This is a genomic window from Haloferax sp. Atlit-4N (genome assembly GCF_003383025.1).
Classification (GTDB): Archaea; Halobacteriota; Halobacteria; order Halobacteriales; family Haloferacaceae; genus Haloferax; species Haloferax gibbonsii.
Genome location: NZ_PSYY01000004.1, coordinates 115,192 through 135,300, shown reverse-complemented (window position 1 = coordinate 135,300; position 20,109 = coordinate 115,192). Strand labels below are relative to the sequence as shown.

The 20,109-nt window shown below is 67.2% G+C and carries 19 protein-coding genes; 8 read left to right on the top strand and 11 right to left on the bottom strand.

Annotation, left to right across the window (positions count from 1 at the left end; translation table 11 throughout):
- The first annotated feature begins 351 nt into the window (after positions 1–351).
- The 4 genes from C5C07_RS18185 to C5C07_RS18170 all read left to right on the top strand — a co-directional run bounded on the left by C5C07_RS18185 (position 352) and on the right by C5C07_RS18170 (position 5,208).
- A complete protein-coding gene (locus C5C07_RS18185; RefSeq protein ID WP_050460335.1) occupies positions 352–1,002 on the top strand; it encodes a hypothetical protein in 651 nt (216 codons plus the stop codon).
- 464 nt (positions 1,003–1,466) lie between these two features.
- A complete protein-coding gene (locus C5C07_RS18180) occupies positions 1,467–2,636 on the top strand; it encodes a sugar phosphate nucleotidyltransferase (RefSeq protein ID WP_115805766.1) in 1,170 nt (389 codons plus the stop codon).
- A complete protein-coding gene (glmS, locus tag C5C07_RS18175) occupies positions 2,636–4,453 on the top strand; it encodes a glutamine--fructose-6-phosphate transaminase (isomerizing) (protein ID WP_004978152.1) in 1,818 nt (605 codons plus the stop codon). The genes C5C07_RS18180 and glmS overlap by 1 nt, the downstream gene beginning before the upstream one ends.
- A gap of 194 nt (positions 4,454–4,647) precedes the next feature.
- Positions 4,648–5,208 (top strand): helix-turn-helix domain-containing protein, encoded by a 561-nt coding sequence (locus C5C07_RS18170; protein WP_115805765.1) that lies wholly within the window; start codon positions 4,648–4,650, stop codon positions 5,206–5,208.
- A gap of 60 nt (positions 5,209–5,268) precedes the next feature.
- Here C5C07_RS18170 and C5C07_RS18165 read toward each other — a convergent pair whose 3' ends face one another.
- Positions 5,269–5,502, bottom strand: a complete 234-nt coding sequence (locus tag C5C07_RS18165; RefSeq protein ID WP_004978156.1) for a hypothetical protein — start codon at positions 5,500–5,502, stop codon at positions 5,269–5,271.
- Positions 5,503–5,663: 161 nt separating this feature from the next.
- Here C5C07_RS18165 and C5C07_RS18160 point away from each other — a divergent pair, with 161 nt between their 5' ends.
- The 3 genes from C5C07_RS18160 to C5C07_RS18150 all read left to right on the top strand — a co-directional run bounded on the left by C5C07_RS18160 (position 5,664) and on the right by C5C07_RS18150 (position 7,384).
- Positions 5,664–6,440, top strand: coding sequence for a DICT sensory domain-containing protein (locus tag C5C07_RS18160; protein ID WP_115805764.1), 777 nt, complete (start codon positions 5,664–5,666; stop codon positions 6,438–6,440).
- Between the two features lie 89 nt (positions 6,441–6,529).
- Complete coding sequence (locus C5C07_RS18155; protein WP_004978160.1) at positions 6,530–6,886, top strand: hypothetical protein; 357 nt, start codon at positions 6,530–6,532, stop codon at positions 6,884–6,886.
- 129 nt (positions 6,887–7,015) lie between these two features.
- Positions 7,016–7,384, top strand: coding sequence for a helix-turn-helix domain-containing protein (locus C5C07_RS18150; RefSeq protein ID WP_008094018.1), 369 nt, complete (start codon positions 7,016–7,018; stop codon positions 7,382–7,384).
- 11 nt (positions 7,385–7,395) lie between these two features.
- On the opposite strand, the gene C5C07_RS18145 is transcribed toward C5C07_RS18150, so the two are convergent.
- From C5C07_RS18145 to glmU, 3 genes are all read right to left on the bottom strand, one after another.
- Positions 7,396–7,839: an Rrf2 family transcriptional regulator gene (locus C5C07_RS18145; RefSeq protein WP_115805763.1), complete on the bottom strand. Its 444-nt coding sequence runs from the start codon at positions 7,837–7,839 to the stop codon at positions 7,396–7,398.
- A 215-nt stretch (positions 7,840–8,054) separates the two neighbouring features.
- Positions 8,055–9,452 carry a response regulator gene (locus C5C07_RS18140; protein ID WP_004978166.1) on the bottom strand — a complete coding sequence of 466 codons (1,398 nt, stop codon included), beginning with the start codon at positions 9,450–9,452 and terminating at the stop codon, positions 8,055–8,057.
- A 104-nt stretch (positions 9,453–9,556) separates the two neighbouring features.
- Positions 9,557–10,813: a bifunctional sugar-1-phosphate nucleotidylyltransferase/acetyltransferase gene (gene glmU, locus C5C07_RS18135; RefSeq protein WP_004978167.1), complete on the bottom strand. Its 1,257-nt coding sequence runs from the start codon at positions 10,811–10,813 to the stop codon at positions 9,557–9,559.
- Positions 10,814–11,230: 417 nt separating this feature from the next.
- Here glmU and C5C07_RS18130 point away from each other — a divergent pair, with 417 nt between their 5' ends.
- Entirely contained in the window at positions 11,231–12,319 is a 1,089-nt protein-coding gene (locus C5C07_RS18130; protein ID WP_081605271.1) for a guanosine monophosphate reductase, read from the top strand.
- Between the two features lie 688 nt (positions 12,320–13,007).
- On the opposite strand, the gene C5C07_RS18125 is transcribed toward C5C07_RS18130, so the two are convergent.
- From C5C07_RS18125 to C5C07_RS18095, 7 genes are all read right to left on the bottom strand, one after another.
- Entirely contained in the window at positions 13,008–13,778 is a 771-nt protein-coding gene (locus C5C07_RS18125; RefSeq protein ID WP_004978172.1) for an IclR family transcriptional regulator, read from the bottom strand.
- Between the two features lie 69 nt (positions 13,779–13,847).
- On the bottom strand, positions 13,848–15,221 hold the full coding sequence (locus tag C5C07_RS18120) for an MmgE/PrpD family protein (RefSeq protein ID WP_115805762.1): 1,374 nt from the start codon (positions 15,219–15,221) through the stop codon (positions 13,848–13,850).
- A 27-nt stretch (positions 15,222–15,248) separates the two neighbouring features.
- On the bottom strand, positions 15,249–16,577 hold the full coding sequence (locus tag C5C07_RS18115; protein ID WP_115805761.1) for an MmgE/PrpD family protein: 1,329 nt from the start codon (positions 16,575–16,577) through the stop codon (positions 15,249–15,251).
- Between the two features lies 1 nt (position 16,578).
- Positions 16,579–17,283: an ABC transporter ATP-binding protein gene (locus C5C07_RS18110; RefSeq protein WP_004978179.1), complete on the bottom strand. Its 705-nt coding sequence runs from the start codon at positions 17,281–17,283 to the stop codon at positions 16,579–16,581.
- Entirely contained in the window at positions 17,276–18,067 is a 792-nt protein-coding gene (locus tag C5C07_RS18105; RefSeq protein ID WP_004978182.1) for an ABC transporter ATP-binding protein, read from the bottom strand. Before C5C07_RS18105 ends, C5C07_RS18110 begins: the two co-directional genes overlap by 8 nt.
- Positions 18,067–19,143: a branched-chain amino acid ABC transporter permease gene (locus C5C07_RS18100; protein ID WP_004978184.1), complete on the bottom strand. Its 1,077-nt coding sequence runs from the start codon at positions 19,141–19,143 to the stop codon at positions 18,067–18,069. The genes C5C07_RS18105 and C5C07_RS18100 overlap by 1 nt, the downstream gene beginning before the upstream one ends.
- Entirely contained in the window at positions 19,140–20,105 is a 966-nt protein-coding gene (locus C5C07_RS18095; protein WP_004978186.1) for a branched-chain amino acid ABC transporter permease, read from the bottom strand. The genes C5C07_RS18100 and C5C07_RS18095 overlap by 4 nt, the downstream gene beginning before the upstream one ends.
- Between the last annotated feature and the right edge of the window lie 4 nt (positions 20,106–20,109).

Below are 20,109 nucleotides of genomic sequence, written 5' to 3'. Positions count from 1 at the left end.
ATGTCCCTCTCGATAACGGCTTCCTTAGACGGAAAACCGGGACACTCTGCCACTTCGCGGTAGGACTACGCTACTATCGGATACATTGAAAGTCTGAGTTAGTATAGATTGTTACAACCAGTTTACTCGCAGATTTTGCGTCCCTAACAGTCGGACAAATCAGAGTGTGGGATTCTCAGACAAGTATATATCCTCGTTTAACCTATTAGTTGATTGACCCTCTGAATCTGGGGCGCGCTTGGTGGGGCGCATCCAAAGGTTGTGGTCTGTGCTAAACGTCACGTGGTCTCCCCTCTCGACTGACCACGTCACTCGGTAGCACCCGACTACACAGTGGGGGAGGAAGGAACAATGGTTACCGATTCATTACAAGCTGACACCGATGTTGTTGACCAGACGACGAACGAACAACTCGCGGAGACGACTGGTGGGTCTCACGCGGTTTCCGAACAGCAACAACAACCCGAAATCGAAGCGCTCTCGAAGGACGTCGTCTTCGAGATTCTGAAGAACCAACGCCGGCGCGACGCGCTCCGGTACCTCAAGGAGAACGACGGCGAGGCGAAGCTCGGCGACATGGCCGAGTTCATCGCCGCGAAGGAAAACGGCATCGAGATAAAGGCGCTGTCGTCGAGTCAGCGAAAGCGGGTGTACATCGGTCTGTACCAGTGTCACCTCCCGAAGATGGACTCGGCGGGCATCGTCGACTTCGAGAAGAACCGCGGTGACATCACGCTTCTCGACACCGCGAAGCAGCTCGACCAGTACCTCGACGGCGACGTCGTCAGCACCGAGACCGACGACGAGCAGGCGGCGCCGCTCGCCGCGTCGCCGAAACGGAACCTCGCCATCGCCGCCGGCGTGGCCGCGACCGTCTCCGGCGGCCTGCTCGGCGTCCCCGGTCTCGAACAGATTCCGGCCGCCGGCTGGGCCGTGCTGAGCACCGCGACGCTCATGGCCATCACCGCGATGGAGTCGTACAAGGGCCGCCTCAACCTCTGAGCCGGTCTCGCGCGCCCGCGTCGCGAACGATACAACGAACAACTCGGATCAACGAACAACTCGGATTTTACTTCGATCTGCGTTCGAACAGCGGCGGCCTTGGTCGCCGCTCGCACGTCGACGTCCGTTCTCTCAGACTCTCTCGTTCCCACTCCGCTTCTGGCTCTCGCGCTCCCGTTCTCGACTCGCGGGTGTGATTCGCAGACCGTGCAACCGACGTGGCGGCTTCGGCCGCTCGGCGACACCATCGGATGAATGCCCACCGATTAGGAGCGGCCGAACCCGCCTGCCTCCCGATTTAGGCCGGCTTTCGCCGCTTGCAACAGTCTCACACGCGACCCTAACGCGCGACCGGTTCGGGGAACCCTCTGTATAACAATCCCCGTCGCCGTCCCTGTTCCCTCTATGACTCACTCACCGTCACGGCCACGTTCCGAACGTCCGTCGCTCGCGGGAGGGCGCGAATGAACGACCGCATCACCGAGGCGGTCGTCCTCGCGGCCGGCGAGGGGCGACGGCTCCGCCCGCTCACCACCTTCCAACCGAAGCCGATGCTCCCCGTCGCCAACCGGCCGGTCGTCGAGTACGTCCTCGACGCGCTGTTCGAATCGGGTATCGAGCGCGTCGTCGTCGTCGTCGGCCACCGCGCCGACCGCATCCAGTCGCACCTCTCTGCGACCTACTCCGACGCGGACATCGAGTTCGTCCACCAGGACTCGCGTCTCGGCAGCGGCCACGCGCTCCTCCTCGCCGAGGGGCTCGTCTCCGGCCCCTTCGTCGTCTGCAACGGCGACAACGTCGTCGACGCCGACATCGTCTCGTCGGTGCTCGAACGCTTCTCGACGACCGACTCGGTGGCGACGGTCGCGGTCGCCGAGTCCGACACGCCCGAGGAGTACGGCGTCGTCGTCGAGGACAACGGCCGCATCGCCGACATCGACGAACACGCCGTCGACAGCGAGGGCTACCTCGTCAACGCGGGCGTCTACGTCTTCGACGACGCCGTCTTCGAGGCGCTCCGGCGCATCCCGCCGCACGACGGCGAGACGCGACTCCCCGACGTGATTCACTACCTCGACGGGCACGTCACGTCCGTCCTCGTCAACGGCGGCTGGCTCGACCCCTCGCACCCGTGGGGGCTCCTCTCCGTGACGGAGACGCTCCTCGCGCGCAGACACGACTCCGCAGTCGCCGAGTCGGCGCGGATTCACGAGCGCGCGCTCGTCGGCGACCACGTCGTCGTCGGCGAGGACTGCGACGTGGGGCCGGGCGCGGTCATCAGCGCCGGCTCGTGCCTCCAAGACAACGTCTCGGTCGGCGCGAACAGCGTCATCGAGCGCTCCATCCTCTCGACCGACGCGCGGGTCGGCGCGGGCGTCGTCCTCCGCGACTCCGTCGTCGGCCCCGGCGCGACCGTCGGCGACGGCGTCGTCTCGCCCGGCGGCCGGGCGGACGTCATCCTCGAAGGCCGGCTCTACACCGACCGCCGGCTCGGCAGCATCATCGGCGACCGCGCCGAGGTCGGCGCGAACGTGACGCTCACGGCGGGTAGTCGCGTCGGCGCGGAGGCCGTCGTCGGCCCCGGCACGGTCTTACACGGCGACGTTCGCGAGCGCGTGGAGGTGACTCACTGATGTGCGGAATCACCGCCTGCATCGGCGCGGACAACTCCGTGGACTCGCTCGTCGACGGACTCCAGCGGCTGGAGTACCGCGGCTACGACTCGGCCGGCATCGCCGTGAAGAACGGCTCGGGCATCTCGCTGACGAAGCGCGTCGGCGAGGTCTCCGAGCTCGTCGCGGCCGTCGAGCAGAACCCCATCGCCGGCGACTACGGCATCGGCCACACCCGCTGGGCGACCCACGGCGGCGTCACCGACGGTAACGCTCACCCGCACACGGACGAGTCGGGCCGCATCGCCGTCGTCCACAACGGTATCATCTCGAACTTCCAGTCGCTCCGCAGCGACCTCGAGTCCCGCGGCCACGTCTTCAGCAGCGAGACCGACACCGAAGTCGTCCCGCACCTCATCGAGGAGAACCTCCGCGACGGCGCGACCCCCGAGGAGGCGTTCCGCGCCGCGGTCGGCAGCCTCTCGGGGAGCTACGCCATCGCGGCCATCATCGGCGACGAGGAGGCCATCTTCGCGACCCGCTCCGGGTCGCCGCTGGTCCTCGGCGTCGGCGACGGCGAGTACTTCCTCGCCAGCGACGTGCCCGCGTTCATCCAGCACACGGCGCGCGTCGTCTACCTCCACGACGGCGACTTCGTCGTCACCCGCGCGGACGGCTACGAAATCACCGACTCGGCCGGCCGCGCGGTCGACCGCCCCGTCGAACACGTCGAGTGGGACCCCGAGACGGCGACGAAGGGCGGCTACGAGCACTACATGTACAAGGAGATTCACGAGCAGCCCGGCGCGCTCCGGCGGACCACGCAGGGCCGCCTGAACACCCACGCCGGCGGCGTCGAACTCGAGGAGTTCCCGCCGGAGTCGTTCGCCGACGTGAAGCAGGTCCACCTCCTCGCGATGGGCACCTCGCACCACGCCGGAATGTACGCGGCGTCGCTGCTCAACTCCCGGGGCATCCCCGCCTACGCGTTCATGGCGGGCGAGTACTCGGTCATCAAGCCGCCGGTGACGCCCGACACGCTCGTCGTCGCGGTCAGCCAGTCCGGTGAGACCGCCGACACCCTCGACGCCGTGCGCCGCGCCCGCGCCGCCGGCGCGCGGACCCTCGCGGTCACGAACGTCGTCGGCTCGTCGATAACCCGCGAGTGCGACGACGAACTGCTCATCCGCGCGGGTCCCGAAATCGGCGTCGCGGCCACCAAGACGTTCTCGTCGCAGGTGACGGCGCTGACGCTCCTCACGGAGCGCATCGTCGAGGACGTGACCGGCGCGAAGTCGCCCGCCGCGCGCGACCTGATGGAGGCCCTGTCGCGGCTCCCGGGCGACGTGCAGGAGGTGCTCGACACCTCGATGGCCCGCGAGATTGCCATCGAGTACGAGGGCAGCGACGCGTACTTCTTCATCGGCCGCGGGGTCGCCCACCCCGTCGCCCTCGAAGGCGCGCTGAAGTTCAAGGAGATATCCTACGAACACGCCGAGGGGTTCGCCGCCTCGGAACTCAAACACGGGCCGCTGGCGCTCGTCACGCCGCTGTCGCCGGTGTTCGCCATCTTCACCGGCCACGACGACGAGGCGACGCTGAGCAACGTCAAGGAGGTCCAGGCTCGCGGCGCGCCCGTCATCGCCATCACGAGCGACCGCTCGGGCGAGGTGACCGAGTTCGCCGACCACGTGCTCCGGATTCCGGACACGCACCCCGACATCGCCGGCGTCCTCGCCAACGTCCAGCTCCAGCTCGTCGCGTACCACGCGGCGGACCTGCTCGAACGGCCCATCGACAAGCCGCGTAACCTCGCCAAGTGCGTCACCGTCGAGTGAGAAGCGCGGCGACGTGACGCGGCGGGTAACCCCGCCTGCCCTCCGTATTTTGCGCCCATTAATCCGCCGTCGACGCTCGATTCCGGCGTCCGACCCGTCATTTTCAGGTGTTCGCGAACGTTCGGCGATAAGTGAATATTATCTCGACTGTAGGCACCGATTACATATTACCTGCCCGCGTCAGGTAACACGCGATGACCCGACGCGACCTCGTGGACGACGTTCTTTCGGCCGCAGACGACCCTCCGGGCCCGCTGACCGACGAGAGCGACGCTCCCCCGGCGACGGACGAGACCGACATTCCTCCCGAGTCGTCGGACGACGACCTCCTCGACGCGCTCGGTGACGAGGTCTCGCGGGACGTGCTGTTGGCGTGCAACCACGCGCCGATGACCGCGGAGGAGCTCGCGGAGAACTGCGACGTCTCCGAATCGACCATCTACCGCCGCCTCGAGACGCTTTCGAGCCTCGGGCTCGTCGAGCGAACGCAGCGAATCGACGCGCCGAGCAAGACGTGTTACGAGACGGTCGTCGACGGCCTCTCGATTCACCTCGGCGACAGCCTCCGCGTCGAGGCGGGGTCGAGCAACTACGTCGTCGACGCGATGCGAACGCTTCTGGCCGCGATAGACGTCCAACAGCTCGCGTACGACCGCGAGCAGAACAGCGTGGACGTTCGGTTCCGACTGGCGCCGCACCTGCTCGATTCGCTGGTGGAACTGTACGTCAGAGACACGAATTCGCGTGAGGAGTAGTCCGCCGACCGCCGATGTCGGTTCGTTCGCCGCGTCACCTTCTCGCGGGCTCTCGCCGTCCTACCGCCGCCACGACCCGTCGACTTCGCCGAGGACGAGCGCGAGCGCGTCTCTCGCGCGTCCGACCGCGATGAGTTCGCGGGCGGCCGCGGCGGTGAGCGGTCCGATGGACTGCGAGGATTCGAGCCCGGCGACGATATCGGGCACCTCGGCGGTGAACCACGAACTGGCGTCCGTCCCGGGTTCGTCGTCGACTTCCGCGGACGGGCGGGTGTGAGGGGCGTCGGAAATCATACCGAATATACACCCCGAAACTGGTTAGTTAGGAATCCGCGGGCCCCCGGTAGCGACTCCTTACTCACCGGGGTGCCGGCCGCGTTCGGCTCCGGAATCGCTCCGATTCGCATACCACATTATTGCAAAGAATAATAACCCGGTGTAGCGTTTCCCCGATAATGTCTCTCAGCGAACTCATCTCCGGCGTCGCCGCCTCGGAGCGAACACTGACGGTGTTCAATCCGACCCCCGGCGTCGTCGAGCGACTCGCCGAGCACTTTGCGGATCGAAACGTCTCGGTGGAGTCTGCGAGTTCCGACGAGGGCCCTTCGAACTACGCGGTGCTGGGTACCGGCGACAAGTTCCACACGGCGGTCTCGGTCGACGACCTCCTCACGCGCCCCGAGGACGTCGAACCGGGGTTCGAACGCGACTCGTACGCGCCGATTCTCGACCACCTCGACGAGACGCTGTTTACCTCCTACGACCGTCGGAAGATGCTCAACGCCACCCGCGAAATCGAGGACCGCGCGTGGCGCGTCGGCGCGGGCGAACTCCACTCGGGCTTCCAGTCCGGCGGAAACCTCCGGCCGCAACTCGAAACGTACCGCCGTCTCGGCGACCGCGACGACCTCTCGGTCCACGCGTACATCTACCCGAACGGCGAGGTCCCGCAGGCCGACCAGTTCCAACTCCACCTCGCGCGCTCCGACGAGATTCGGCGCTCCTGGTTCGTCGCCTACGACGGCAACGGCGTCGGCGACTACAAGTGCGCGCTCGTCGCCGAGGAGTCCGAACCGGGGTTCGGCTTCACCGGCTTCTGGACGTACGACCCCTCGACGGTCGACTACATCGTCAACCACCTCGTCTCGTCGTACTCGATTATCGAATCCGATGGCTCGGGCGACGTCGGTCCCCGTCGTCAGATGACCGTTCGACCGAATTTTAGCCACTGACTCGGGTTCGCTTCTTTGTACTCGCCCACAGAATCAATTCGGAGAACTGGGCGCGAATACTTACCAACGCCCGCCCGGAACCGGGCGGTATGGTTGACGGAATCCTCCTCGACGCCTCGAACCTGAAAGGCAAGGTCAAAGGCGGCCGCGCCGGGGCCGAAATCGCCGGGATGAGCTACATCGGCTACGAACTCGCGGTCACGGAGCGGAGCATCCACGTCTACGGCGACCACTGTAACGCCGACATCCAAGACGAAGAGTACCGCTACCTCATCGTCCCGCTCGACTCGGTCCGAGGAATCGAACTCAAAGACCTGTCCGACCGAGGTCGGTGCCTGCAGATTCACGCGTTGGACGATGAGGTGATACTCTTCTCGGAGAACCAGTCGAGCCTCTCGAAGAATCTCAAGCGCGTATTTCTCCTTCTCTCGCGGTTGCTCGCCTGAACGGACCGGTCGGCTAGTCGGCCGGTCGACCGGCCAACTGGTCAACCGGCCCGGTGGCGAATCAGGTAACGTTTCGAAAGCAGGTAAACTAACCGAACCGCTAAAGAGGGTCGGAACCGAGGTGAGTGTATGGCCACGGATATGAACCTCGACGACGCCCCCTGTCCCATCATCGACTCGCTGAAGCAGATCGGGTCGCAGTGGCGTCTCATCGTCCTCCACGACCTCCAAGACGGTGAAAAGCGGTTCAACGAATTGAAGCGCTCGACCGGCGCGAGTTCGCGGACGCTCTCTCGCGTCCTCGACGACCTGCAGGAACACGGCTTCGTCGACCGCCGGATGGAAGAGGACGCGCCGGTCGCGACGTACTACTCGCTGACCGACAAGGGCGTCTCGCTGTGCCCGGTGTTCGACGAGATACAGGAGTGGGCCACCGAGTGGCTCGACGCCGAGCACGAAGAGTCGGCCGAAGCCGAGACGGTCCAGTCGACGGTCTGAGCGGCGCTACACTACACTTCGAGCGGGTCGCCGTCCGCCGTCTCGAAAATCGCCTCGTGGACCTCCGCGACGGTGACCGAGTCGAGTTCGTCGAGCATCGCCTGAATCGCCGGCTCGAGCAGTTCGCCGAGGACCGGCTGGATGTGTTCGCCGACGGTGCACTCGTCGTTCGGTTCGTTCGTGTGGAAACAGAACGGCTCGGCGTCCTCCACCGCCTCGTAGATGTCGCGAAGCGTGATGGCGTCCGGCTCGCGGGCCAGCGTGAAACCGCCGGTCGGGCCGCGCTTGGAATCGACGAGGTCCGCCTCCCGGAGCGAACACAGAAGCTGACGGATGACCACCGGGTTCGTGTTGACGCTCCACGCGAGACGGTCGGAAGACAGCCGCTCGCCGCTCCGCACCGCCAAGTTAGTCAGCACGTGCGTCGCGACGACGAATCGGCTGCTGTTCGACATACACGTTCTTTGGAGCTACGGGCATTTTAGATTTCACGGTGATGCGCCGATTTCGCCGGATTCTCCGCGGAATCGACGTTTTTCAACCCCCGAACCGAATCGGGGGTTCGATATTCGAATTCGGTCACGAGAACTGACCGGATGGGGTTCCGAACGGACGAAAAGTAGACCCGGAGTCGGCCGACTCGGGCGGGTCGACCCGTGCGGCGGTCGGTTCACTCTCCGTTTTCGTCAGCGCTCTCGTCTGCGTTCGCCTCCCCCGCCCCGTCCCCCTCGTCGTTCGGCGGGAGCGCGTCGACGTCGGTCGCCCGCATGAGCGCGATGACCACGTTGTCGGCGACCTCCGCGGCGAACCGCAGTTCGTCGGTCCGCCACTGCCGCGGCTCGCCGACGTGTTCGTGACAGACGACGCCGACGACCTCGCCGCCCGACCTGACTGTCGCGTCGAGCATCGACGTGATGCCCTTCGGTTCGAGGTAGCCGTTCCGTAGTTCGGCGGTCGCGGGGTCGGTCTGAACGTCGTCGACGCCGAGCGACCGATTCGCCTCCAGCGCCTCGAAGTACGACGGGTAGTTTGACGCAGTTAGCGTCCCCCCGGCCGTGTGCTCGCCCGACACCTGGTCGTACTGGTCGACACAGCGGAGCGTCTCGGCGTCGTCGAACAGCCAGACGCTCGCCCGCTCGACGCTCAGCACCGTCGCCATCGTCTCGGTGATGCGCGGGAGGGCGTCTTCGAACGACCCCGCGATGACCGTCTCGTCGGTCGCGAGGTCGATGAGCGCCCGCCGTTGGCGCTCTCTTCGTTCCCGCTCGCGGTACGCCTCGGTCACGTCGCGGAACACGACGACGACCCCTTCGACTTCCCCGTCGTCGGTCCTGATGGGCGACATGCTGTCTTCGATGTACCGCTCGTCGCCGTCGCTCGTGACGAGTTTCGTTCCCGCGCCGAGTTCGACCGGCCCGCCCGCCTCGGCGACGCGCTGCATCGGGTCGATGCGTTCGCCGGTCTCCGCGTTGACGAGGTGGAACGCGTCAGAAAGCGGCTTGCCGACGGCGGCGTCGGCGTCGTAGCCGGTTATCTCCTCGGCCGTTCGGTTCAGCTGGGTGACCGTCCCGCCGGCGTCGGTGGCGACGACGCCCTCGGCGATGGAGTCGAGGGTGACGCGGAGATGCGCCTCGCGCTCCCGGAGGCGCTGCTCCGCGCGCCTGTGTTCCGTGATTCTGACGAGCGTCTGCCGGAGGACGCCGTACTGCGCCGTCGGGTCGCCGCCCTTCTGGAGGTAGCTGTCCGCGCCGAGATTCAGCGCCTCGATGGCGACCTCCTCGCGGCTCCGTCCGGTGAAGATGACGAAGGGAATGTCGGAGCCGCGCTCGTCGCGGAGCACCGACAGGAGTTCGAGACCCGACATCTCGGGCATCTGGTAGTCGGAGACGACCGCGTCGAACGACTCCCTTTCGAGGAGCGCCAGCGCCCGCTGCGGCGAGTCGGTCGTCTCGACCTCGATACCGTCGTCCGTCGATTCGAGAAACCGCTTCGTCAGCGCCAACAGCCCCTCGTCGTCGTCGACGTAGAGCACGCGTATCGTCGGTGACTCCCCCTCGGTCCCGTCCATGTACTGTCGTGATTCTTCGCTATTGTGTCTGATAACTGTTTGGTGGATTAACTGTTTTCATAGTGTCACGAACCGGCGAGACGGGCGCTCTCGCGGCGTCTCGGTCAGTCGTCGTCGGCGGTCGGCGAGTCGCCGTCCGTCTCGACGCTCGCGCCGTCGCCGTCGCCGTCGATGCGGTCGTAGAGCACGGACTCGCCGGGTTTGACCGTCCCGCCGGTCGGGATTCTGACACCCGCGTTCAGCGAGGCGTTGATGCCGGTTTTCACCCCGTCGCCGAGGACGACGCCGTACTTCCGGCGGCCCGAGGAGACGAGTTCGCCCTTGAGCATCTGTCGGACGGGCTCGCCGTCGTGGCGGAGGTTCGCGACCTTGGTCCCCGCGCCGAAGTTCACGTCGCGGCCGAGGAGGCTGTCGCCGACGTACGAGAGGTGACCGACCGTCGCGCCCTCCATCAGGACGCTGTTTTTCACCTCGACCGCGTGGCCGACCTTGGCGTTCTCGCCGACGAGCGTGTGCCCGCGGACGTAGGCGTTCGGTCCGACGGTGGCCCCGCTGCGGACGAGCACCGGCCCCTCGATGACCACGCCGGAGCGAACCGTCGCGCCCTCCTCGACGACGACCGGCCCGTCGAGCTCGGCGCGCTCGGACACGTCGCCGTCGATTCGCGGCTCGAGTTCGCCGAGCTTCCACTCGTTGGCTTCGAGAAGCTCCCACGGTCGCCCCACGTCGAGCCAGCGGTCGAAGGCGACGCCGCGCACGTCGTAGGCCTCGCAGGTCGCCGCGAGTACGTCGGTCAGTTCGAGTTCGCCGCGGTCGCTCTCGTCCACGTCGAGCCAGCCGTGGGCCTCGGCCGGGAAGACGTACGCGCCGGCGTTAACGAGGTCAGACGGCGGGTGTTCGGGTTTTTCGACGACGCCGGTGACGAAGCCCTCGTCGTCGGTGTCGAGGACGCCGTAGGAACTCGGGTCGTCGACGCGGAACGACCCGACTGCGGGCGTCCCCTCGTACAGCGTCGAAAGCGACGGCACGTCGTACAGCGCGTCGCCGTTGAGGACGACGAACGGTTCGTCGGGGTCGAGATGGGGGGCCGCGGCGCGGACCGCGTCGGCCGTCCCGCGCTGTTCCGACTGCACGGCGAACTCGACCGGGACGCCGGCGCGCTCGTCGCCGAAGTAGTCGCGCACGTCATCGGCCTCGTAACCGACGACGAGCGTGATGTCCGTCGCGCCCGCCTCGACGGCGGCGTCGGCGGTGTGCGCGACGAGCGGCCGGTCGGCCACGGGGAGCATCGGCTTGGGTCGGCGGTCCGTGAGCGGACGCATCCGGGTGCCGCGGCCGGCGGCGAGAATGACAGTCTGCATACCTGCGTAAGGAACTCCCCGGAAGAAATTCCTTCGGTCCGGGAAGTACGAGACAGGGACCAATCGCGACGCTGTGGGTTGCCTCTGGTCCACCTACCGTGACCGACTCGAGGTGGTACGGTCGGTACGGCACGTCTCTGTCAATATCAGTCTAACAAAACGCTTGCGAACCCTGCCCCGGATTCGAGTTCGATACTTCGCTCCCGCGCGACGCCGTCGCTCGCGAACGGTTCGAACCACACGGCCCGCGAACGGCGAACGTCTTGGGGTTACGATGGGTTGGAGATTCGCACGACACGCGGCGCCGTGTGTTAGTTAACAGACGAGCGCCAGCGCGTAATAGTTTCGTTCCGCGGCGACGCGAACCGCGTTCGTGGGCGTTATTACCGTCCCACCCTTCGGCTGTGGAGGGTTACGATGGAGATTCGCACAGGACTCTCTTACGGAGACGTATTGCTGGTCCCACAGCGCTCCCCGGTCGACAGCCGGAGCGACGTGGACCTCTCGACCAACGTGACGCCGGACTTGCGCCTCGACACGCCGCTCGTCAGCGCGGCCATGGACACCGTGACCGAAGCGGACCTCGCGGCGGCGCTCTCCGGCCTCGGCGGCCTCGGCGTCGTCCACCGCTTCCTCGACGTGGACGAGCAGGCCGAACAGGCCCGCCGCGTCGCCGAGGCGGGCGGGACCGTCTCGGGCGCGGTCGGCATCAACGAGGACTACCTCGACCGGACCGAGGCGCTCCTCGACGCCGGCGCCGACGCCGTCGTCATGGACATCGCTCACGGGCACATGGAGCGGTGTCTGGACGCCGTCGAACGGATTCGCGACGAGTTCGACCCCGAAATCGTCGCGGGTAACGTCGTCACGCCGGCGGCCGTCGAAGACCTCTGGGAGGCCGGCGCGGGCTGTGTGAAAGTCGGTGTCGGGCCGGGTTCGCACTGCACGACCCGCGAGGTCGCGGGCGCGGGCTATCCGCAGCTCACGGCCGTCTCGGAGTGCGCCGAGCGGGCGCACGACCTCGGCATCCACGTCATGGCCGACGGGGGGATTCGGACCTCCGGCGACGCCGCGAAGGCGCTCATGGCCGGCGCGGACACCGTCATGATGGGGAGCTTCTTCGCCGGCACCGACGAGGCACCGGGCCGCGTCGTCGAGGTCGACGGCGAGACGTACAAGCGCTCCCGCGGGATGGCCTCGACAGAGGCCGCCGACGACCGCGACGACAAACAGAGCGACGTCGACGCGGGCGAGGGCGTCGAGGCGCTCACGCCCCACAAGGGGCCGGTCGAACCGCTCGTCGAGGAGTTCCTCGGCGGGGTTCGCTCGGGTGTGAGCTACTGCGGCGGTCACACTATCCCGGACGCCCGCGAGAAGGCGTCGTTCGTCCGCGTCGCGGCGAGCGCGAAGGAGCGAGAGGGTGCCCACGGCGTCGTCTTCGCCGAGGGTCCCGTCGAGGTCGACGACGAGGTCGAACGCGAGTTGCAGGCCCCGATGGCCGACTGACTCGCTCCGCGGCCGGCGACCGGGACACGTGCGGTCCCCGCCCAGCCGACCGCTTCGAGCGGCGGCGCTCTCGGCTGCCGCCGCTCTCGACCGCCGCCGCCGCCGCATCCCCTCTCGGCAGTCGCCGGAGCCGAACCGGACACAACAGTATTTATCCGATATATTTGCACATGTATCGGTTTAGTTATCTGTCTGTCTATCCATGACTGACCGCGTGACGAAGCGAATCGAACGGACGTTCAGCGTCTAATATACGGAGATGAATCAGTGATGCTGTTGTGGGCTCGATGCCACAATGACGCCGTCAGATAGTGATTTGAGGTGATTAGCTCAGGCTGACGAACGTATTCCCTCGGCCGGTCACAGTCGTGTCGCTACGGTTGACTGGCCACCTTTCTCGCGTTTTGATTCCCGTTTCGAAAAGAACTATCAAATTGTGGGCTGTATCTGATTTTCTTATATATTCGTCAGGAGTGAATCGCCTTGAAGCCACCGGCTCGCGAGTCAGTCGCCCCGTGTTACGAATGTCGGGGCCGACTCTCTCGGAGGTGCGTTACAAGCATAAGTATGTAATCTGATTCCGCGCCCGGTCGACTCGGTCTCCGGGCACCGGATGTCGCGCACGTCAACCGTCAAATATCGCACGAAATACAGCACAGCCGAACGGCCGTTCGTCACTGCGAGGCGATTACGAGTACGTCGCGCGGATGCCGATGACGCGGGCGGCCTGCGTCACCATCTCCGGCACTTCCGTGTGGTACCACTCGCCTTTCATCCGGGTGGTGGGACCGGAGACGCTGATAGAGCCGAGAATGGTCCCGTCGTCGGAGAGAATCGGCGCGCCGACCGCCCGCATGCCGGTGATGCGCTCTTCGTCGTTGAAGGCGTAGCCGCGCTCGCGAATCGTCGCCAACTCGGCTTCGAGGGCGTCGCGGTCGTCTATCGTCTTCGTCGTCAGCCGCGTCAGTTCGCCGTCGAGAATCTCGTTTCGGCGCTCCTCGTCGCAGAAGGCCAGGTAGGACTTGCCGACCGACGTGGTGTGGAGGTCGACCGTCGTGCCGATGTGCGAGTCGGTCTGGAGGCCCTGTTCGGACTTCACCTGATAGATGTAGACGCCGCGGCCGTTCTCCTCGACCATCACCTGTCCGCGCTCGCCGACGGCCTCGACGAGGTCGTCCATCTCGCCGATGGAAGCGTGATACAGCGCGTGTCGCGTCCGTGCGTGGTCGCCGAGGTCGAGGAACTTCAGACCCAGCGCGTACTCGTCGCCCTGCCTGACGACGTAGCCGAGCTCCGCGAGCGTCTTGAGGTGGTTGTGGGCCGTGCTCTTCGAGATGCCGAGGTCGTTCGCTATCTCCGACACCCCGCTCGCGTCGTGGTCTCTGATGTGTTCGACGATGCCGAACGACGTTTTCGTAGCGCCGATTGTCCCGGCCGTCTCGCGCCCGTCCGTGTTCATAGTTATCAATGACTGAGTGCGGTAATAATTGTTGGCGTTTCGTTCGGGGAAACCGAACGAGCGTTCGGACTAGTCCCGCATCAGCGCGGCGACGGTCTCGCGGACCGGACTCGAATCCACCGCCGAGAGCGCGTCGAGCGCCTCGTCTGCGGCGTCGTCGCCGAGACCGAACGCGAGCAGGTCGCGGTTGCGCGAGGCGAGGTCGGCCCCCGAGAGCGGGTCGCGGTAGTCGCCGCGGGGGTACTCGCGCTCGCCGACGTAGCGGCTCCCGTCGCGGGCGGTCACTTCGACGCGCGCGCCCCAGTCGTCGGGGAACGCCCGCTCGAACGCCTCGTCCGCGTGCAGGTGGACGCGCTCCGAGAGCGCCTGTACGGCCTCGTCGCCGAGCGCGTCTTCGAGGAAGTGGTCGAGTTCGACGCGTCCGTCCGCGACCCAGCGGGCGAGGACGTACGGCGTCGAGAACTTCGCCGCGGTGAGCGTCTCGGGTCGCGCGTGGCTCATATCGACGCCGTTGCGGTAGGTGTACACGTCGATTCGGTCCACGTCGGCGGGCGTGAGGTCGTCCGCACCGGCGTCCCGCAGGGCGTCGAGCGGGGCGTGGGTGTAGCGACACGACGGGTACGGCTTCTGGTAGGCCTCGGTAATCCACCAGTCGTCGCCGAGCGAGTCGAAGAGGGCGGCGAACTCGCCGTCACCGAGGAGCGTCTCGAACGGGTCGTAGACTGCCTCCATCGCTGCGGGCGACCCGCGGAGTCCGGCGGCGGTCAGCGTCGCGGCGCTCACGCCGGCCTGCGCGGAGAAGCCGGCGGTGACGTTCCGCGACGGCGCGCCCTCGGCGAAGGGGTCGTGCATGGAGACGACCGCGAGGTTCAGCGCGGTGCGGACCGTCTCGCGCACTTCGTCGGGCGACTGCCCCGCGCAGACGGCGGCGGTCAGCGCCGGTCCGAGCGTCGTCCACGTCGAGTGCGGGTCGCGGACGAGCCACGGAATCGCCTCGTTCATCCGGGCCTTCATCGCGAAGATGGCGTACTCGAAGCGCGCGCACAGCTCGTAGGAGCGGACGCAGGCGTCCACGAACGTCTCGCCGTCGACGTCGTGGGCCTCGGCGACGCCCACCGCGCCCGCGACGATGCTCGCGCCCACGTGGCCGCCCCGGTTGTGGCCCTCCTCTATCTCCTGTGTTATCGCCGCCGTCGCGTTCAACAGCGCCGCCTGCGACGGGTCGACGCGGCGGTCGGTCCCGAGGACGGACGCCGGGCCGTCGGCCAGCGCCGCGTCGCGGAAGACGCCCGCGTGCTGTGGTGCGGCCGCCCCCGCGACGGTCGCCGCGAGCACGTCCGCGACGATTCGCGCCCCGTCGGCGCGCACGCCGTCGGGTATCTCGTCGGTCAGAAAGCGGTACACCTGTCGTTCCCAGTCTCGGACTGGCTCCTGTGAAATCATGGTCTGAATGCGTGGTCGAAAGGGTGCTCAGGCCCGTGTGAGGGCGCAGAGCACGCGGGGGGCGGCGGGTTCGGTCGCCGCGGTCCAGAGGTCGTCGACGCCGCCGTCGCCGATGACGGGCGCGACGAGCCGGTCGAACTTCGCTCGGAGTTCCGATTCGGTGAAGGGGTCGCGCTCGCCGCCGCGGGCGGCGCGCACCTCGCGGGCGTACCGCTCGCCGTCGCTCGTCTCGACGGTGACGCGCGCGCCGCGCTCGTCGGGGGCGCGGGCCGCGAACTCCTCGGTGGCGACCACGTCGACGCGGCGGGCGAACCCGAGCGCGGCCTTCGTGAGCGCCTCGTCGGTGAACGCCTCCTTGCCGGTCTCACCGGTCGTCAGCGCCGAGGCGACGGCGAAGGGGAGAGAGAACTTCGCCTGCAACGCGTTCTCGGGCGCGGGGTCCGACAGCGCCGCCGCCGCGGGGTACGTCTCGACGCTGACCGACTCGATGTCGGACGCGTCGACGCCCGTCTCGTCGACGAGGAGCGCCACGGCGTCGAGGGCGGCGTGGGTGTAGCGGCAGGCCGCGTGGACCTTGAAATAGCCGCGCTCGAGTTCCCAGCGCTCGCCGAGTCCGTCGGCGAGGGCGCTCCGGTCGGGACCGTCCGCGGCCACGGGTTCGAGGTGTCGCGCCACGCCGTCGTCGAGACCGGTGAACCCCGATTCGGCCTGGTCGACCGCGAGGAGACCCGAGAGGTTGCTCATCCCGACGTAGCCGTTCCTGACTGTCGCGCCCTCCGTGGCCGCCTCGAACCGGGTGTGCTGGGCGTAGTTCGCCGCCATGCGCATCGCGTCGAGCGTCGTCTCGGCGTCGAGGCCGCAGAGCCGGGAGACGGCCGCGGCGGTGCCGACGCCGCCCCAGACGCCGTGGGGGTGCAGGCCGTCGGCGAGCGGGACGACCGTCTCGGCGGCGCGGACCGCCGCCTCGTAGCCGGCGACGAACGCCGTCAGGAACTCGTCGCCGCTGCGGTAGGCCGACTCGCCGTCCGCGAGGAGCGCGGGGAGGACGTGAATCGCGGGGTGGCCGGCCGCGAAGCGGTGGCCCTCGTCGAGTTCGAGGACGCTCCCGGCGGCCGCGTTGACGAACGCGGCGCGGTACGCCGAGGTCCGCTCGCCCGCGGTCCCCATGATGGTCGATTCGCCGCCGTTCTCGTCGGCCCACCGGCGCGCCAGCGCGGCGACCGCGGGGTCCGACGCGCCGCCCAGCACCGCGCCGATGGTGTCGGCGACGACGAGGGACGCGCGGTCGGCGACCGACGCGGGGAGGTCGCCCCGGTCGAGGTCGGACACGAACGACGCGAGCGCTTCGTCGGTCATCTCACACCCCGAGGTACGCCTCGACGACGCCCTCGTCTTCGAGGAGTTCGTCGCCGTCGGCGGTCATGCTGATGCGGCCGTTCTCCATGACGTAGCCCCGGTCGGCCAGCTTGAGCGTCTGCTGGACGTTCTGTTCGACCATGAGGACCGTCATGCCCTGCGCGTGGATGTCCTCGATGACGTCGAACACCTCCTGAACGAGGTGCGGCGCGAGCCCGATGGAGGGCTCGTCGAGGATGAGCAGGTCGGGCTCGCCCATGAGCGCGCGGGCGAGGGTCAGCATCTGCTGTTCCCCGCCGGACATGGTGCCGGCGCGCTGGTTCTTGCGCTCCGCGAGCCGGGGGAACAGCTCCAGCATCTCGTCGAGGTTCTCCCTGCGGTCCGCCTTCGCCTCCTCGGTCTGCGCGCCGAGAAGCAGGTTGTCGATGACGGTCATGTTGGTGAACAGGTCGCGGTTCTCGGGGACCTGCACGATGCCGCGCTCGACGATTTCGTGGGACGCCTTCGAGTGAATCGCCTCGCCGCGGTAGGTTATCTCGCCGCGGCTCGGCGAGAGGATGCCGCAGATGGTGCGCATCGTCGTCGTCTTGCCCGCGCCGTTCGAGCCGATGAGCGCGACGATTTCGCCCTCGTCGACGTGCATGTCGACGCCGTGGAGCACCTCGATGTCGTCGTAGCCGGCGCGGACGCCGCTCAGTTCAAGCATCGACGTCGAACCCCCCGATGTAGGCCTCGATGACGCGGTCGTCTTCGACCACCGTCTCGGGCGCGCCGAAGGCGATGCCCTTCCCTTGGTCCAGCACTTTCACGTAGTCCGAGATGTTCATGATGGCCTTCATGTCGTGTTCGATGATGAGGAGGCTCGTCCCGCGCTCGCGGAGTTGGCGGAACAGGTCGAGCATCTGGTTCGACTCCGACGGGGTGAGCCCCGCCATAATCTCGTCGAGGAGCAGGATTTCCGGCCGCGTCGAGACGGCGCGGGCGAGTTCGAGGCGCTTCTGTGCGCCCACGGTGAGTTCGCCCGCCTCCTCTTCGGCCTTGTCCGCGAGCCCGACGAATTCGAGGGTCTCCATGGCGATTTCGCGCGCCTCGCCCCGGCGGCGGGTGTGGATGTGCGCGCCGACCATCGCGTTCTCGACGACGGTCAGTTCCTCCAGCGGGCGCGTGATTTGGAACGTCCGCGCCAGCCCCGCCCGCGCGATTTTGTGCGCCGGGAGGCCGGAGATGACCTCGCCGTCGAGCCTGACGGTCCCGCTCGTCGGCGGGAACGCCCCGCTGATGCAGTTGAACAGCGTGGTCTTGCCCGCGCCGTTCGGCCCGATGAGGCCGATAATCTCGCCGCGGTTGACGGTCATGTCCACGTCGTCGAGCGCCTGCAGGCCGGAGAAGCGCTTGCCGACGCCCTCGACCGACAGAATCTGCTCGCCGTCGCGGTCGATGTCGGCGTCCGCGTCGTCGACGCTCTGCGCGTTCGTCTCGTCTGCCGACATCACTCGTTCACCTCCTCGTCACCGCGGACGCGCTCCCAGAGCGCGCGCGCCTGGCTCGGCCAACTGACGACGCCGCGCGGCGAGTAGATGACGATGGCCACGAGGAACGCGCCGTAGATGATGCGGTCGAGGCCGTTGATGTCGGAGAACGTCGTCCGCGCGATTTCGCTGACCGGCGTGACGATGAACGAGCCGACGATGGGGCCCAGAAGCGTCCCCGGCCCGCCGACGACGGCGGGGAGGAGCAGTTCGACGTTCTTGAACAGCGCGAACACGGTGTCGGGGCGGATGGTGTTGAAGTACATCGACCAGTAGGCACCGCCGAGGGCGGTGAAGAAGGCGCTGACGGCGACGCCGATGAGCTTGTACCGGAAGCTCGGCACGCCGACGCTGGCGGCGGCCCGCTCGTCCTCGCGGATGGCGAAGAAGTACAGCCCGACCCACGAGTTCTTGATGAGCCACGAGACGAGCGTCACGACGAGCAGGAAGCCGACGATGAGGTAGTAGTACGGCAGGTCGTTCTGGAACTGGAAGGCGACGAGGCCGTACTCCGCGCCGTAGTCCCGCGGGAACGCCTTGAAGTAGCCGTTGGCCCCGCGGAGCTCCGACATGTTGGTGACGACGAAGCGGAGCAGTTCCGCGAACGCGAGCGTCGCCAGCGCGAAGTAGTGGCCCTGCAGTTTGAAGCGGAACGAGAGCGCGCCGATGATGAGCCCGTACCCCCCGGCCAGCACGCCGCCGACGAGCATTCCGATCCAGGGGTTCACCGCGGCGTCGACGACGAGCGCCTGCGTGGCGTACGCGCCGATGCCGAAGAACGCCGCGTGCCCGAAGGAGAACTGCCCGGTGTAGCCGGACATGATGTTCCACGCCTGGGCCGTGTAGGCGTAGATGACCGTGAGGATGAGCACTTTCAGGCTCAGCAGTGCCGCGAGTTCCATCCCGGCGACGTCGATTTCGATAATCGTCGGGAGCGCCGCGAGCAGACCGAACAGCGCGACGCCCTTCACCAGCGGGGCGTACCGCTGGTCGTCGAACGTCCGGTAGCGGTCGCGGACGGTCTCGATGGCGCTCACGCCTCAGCACCTCCGAAGAGGCCCTCGGGCTTGACGAGGAGCGTCCCGATGAAAAGCAGGAAGATGAGCACCTGCGCGGTGGTCCCGGGGAGGTAGTAGCCGCCGAACACCTGAATCATCCCGACGATGAGGCCGCCGACGAACGCGCCGGGGAACGAGCCGAGGCCGCCGAGGATGACGATGACGAAGGCGTTGATGAGGTACGTCTCGCCCGTGAAGGGGTCGAACCGCTGGAACAGCGCGATGGAGCCGCCGGCCACGCCGGCCAGCGCCGCGCCGATACCGAAGGTGAGGTAGTTGATGCGGCGGACGTTGATGCCGACGTAGCGCGCGCCGTCGCGGTTGTCGGCCGTGCCGCGAATCTTCCGGCCGAGGTCGGTCCGGTTCAGGAACGCCCGCACGGCGAGCATCGTCCCGAGCGCGATGACGAGCGCGTAGAACTGCCCGAGCGGGATGAAGACGCCGCCGACCTGTATCGACCCGAGCGAGAGTTCGACCTGCTGGGGGTCGGGCGTGAACACGATTTCGATGGCCGACTGGATGATAAAGAGGACGCCCAGCGTGGCGATGAGCTGGTTCTGCTGGGGGGCCTCGATGATGGGTTCGACCGTGAGTACGTGGACGACCACCCCGAGGACGAACAGCACTGCGGCGGCGATGGGGATGCCGAGGAACGGGCTGATACCCGCCATCTCGGAGACCAACCACACCGAGTACATCCCGACGACGAGGAAGACGCCGTGGGCGAAGTTGATGACGTCCATCACGCCGAATATCATGGTCAGCCCGAGCGCCGTCAGCGCGTAGACGCCCCCGAGCAGGAGGCCGAACGCGAGCAACTGCAGGAGGACGGGCTCCAGGTTGGTGATGTCGGTCAGGAACTGTACGAACGGGTCGATGAATCGGCCGAGGCCACCGCCCTGCAGCGGCAGCGGCGCGACCGATGTGACTAGGTGTCCCATGCGG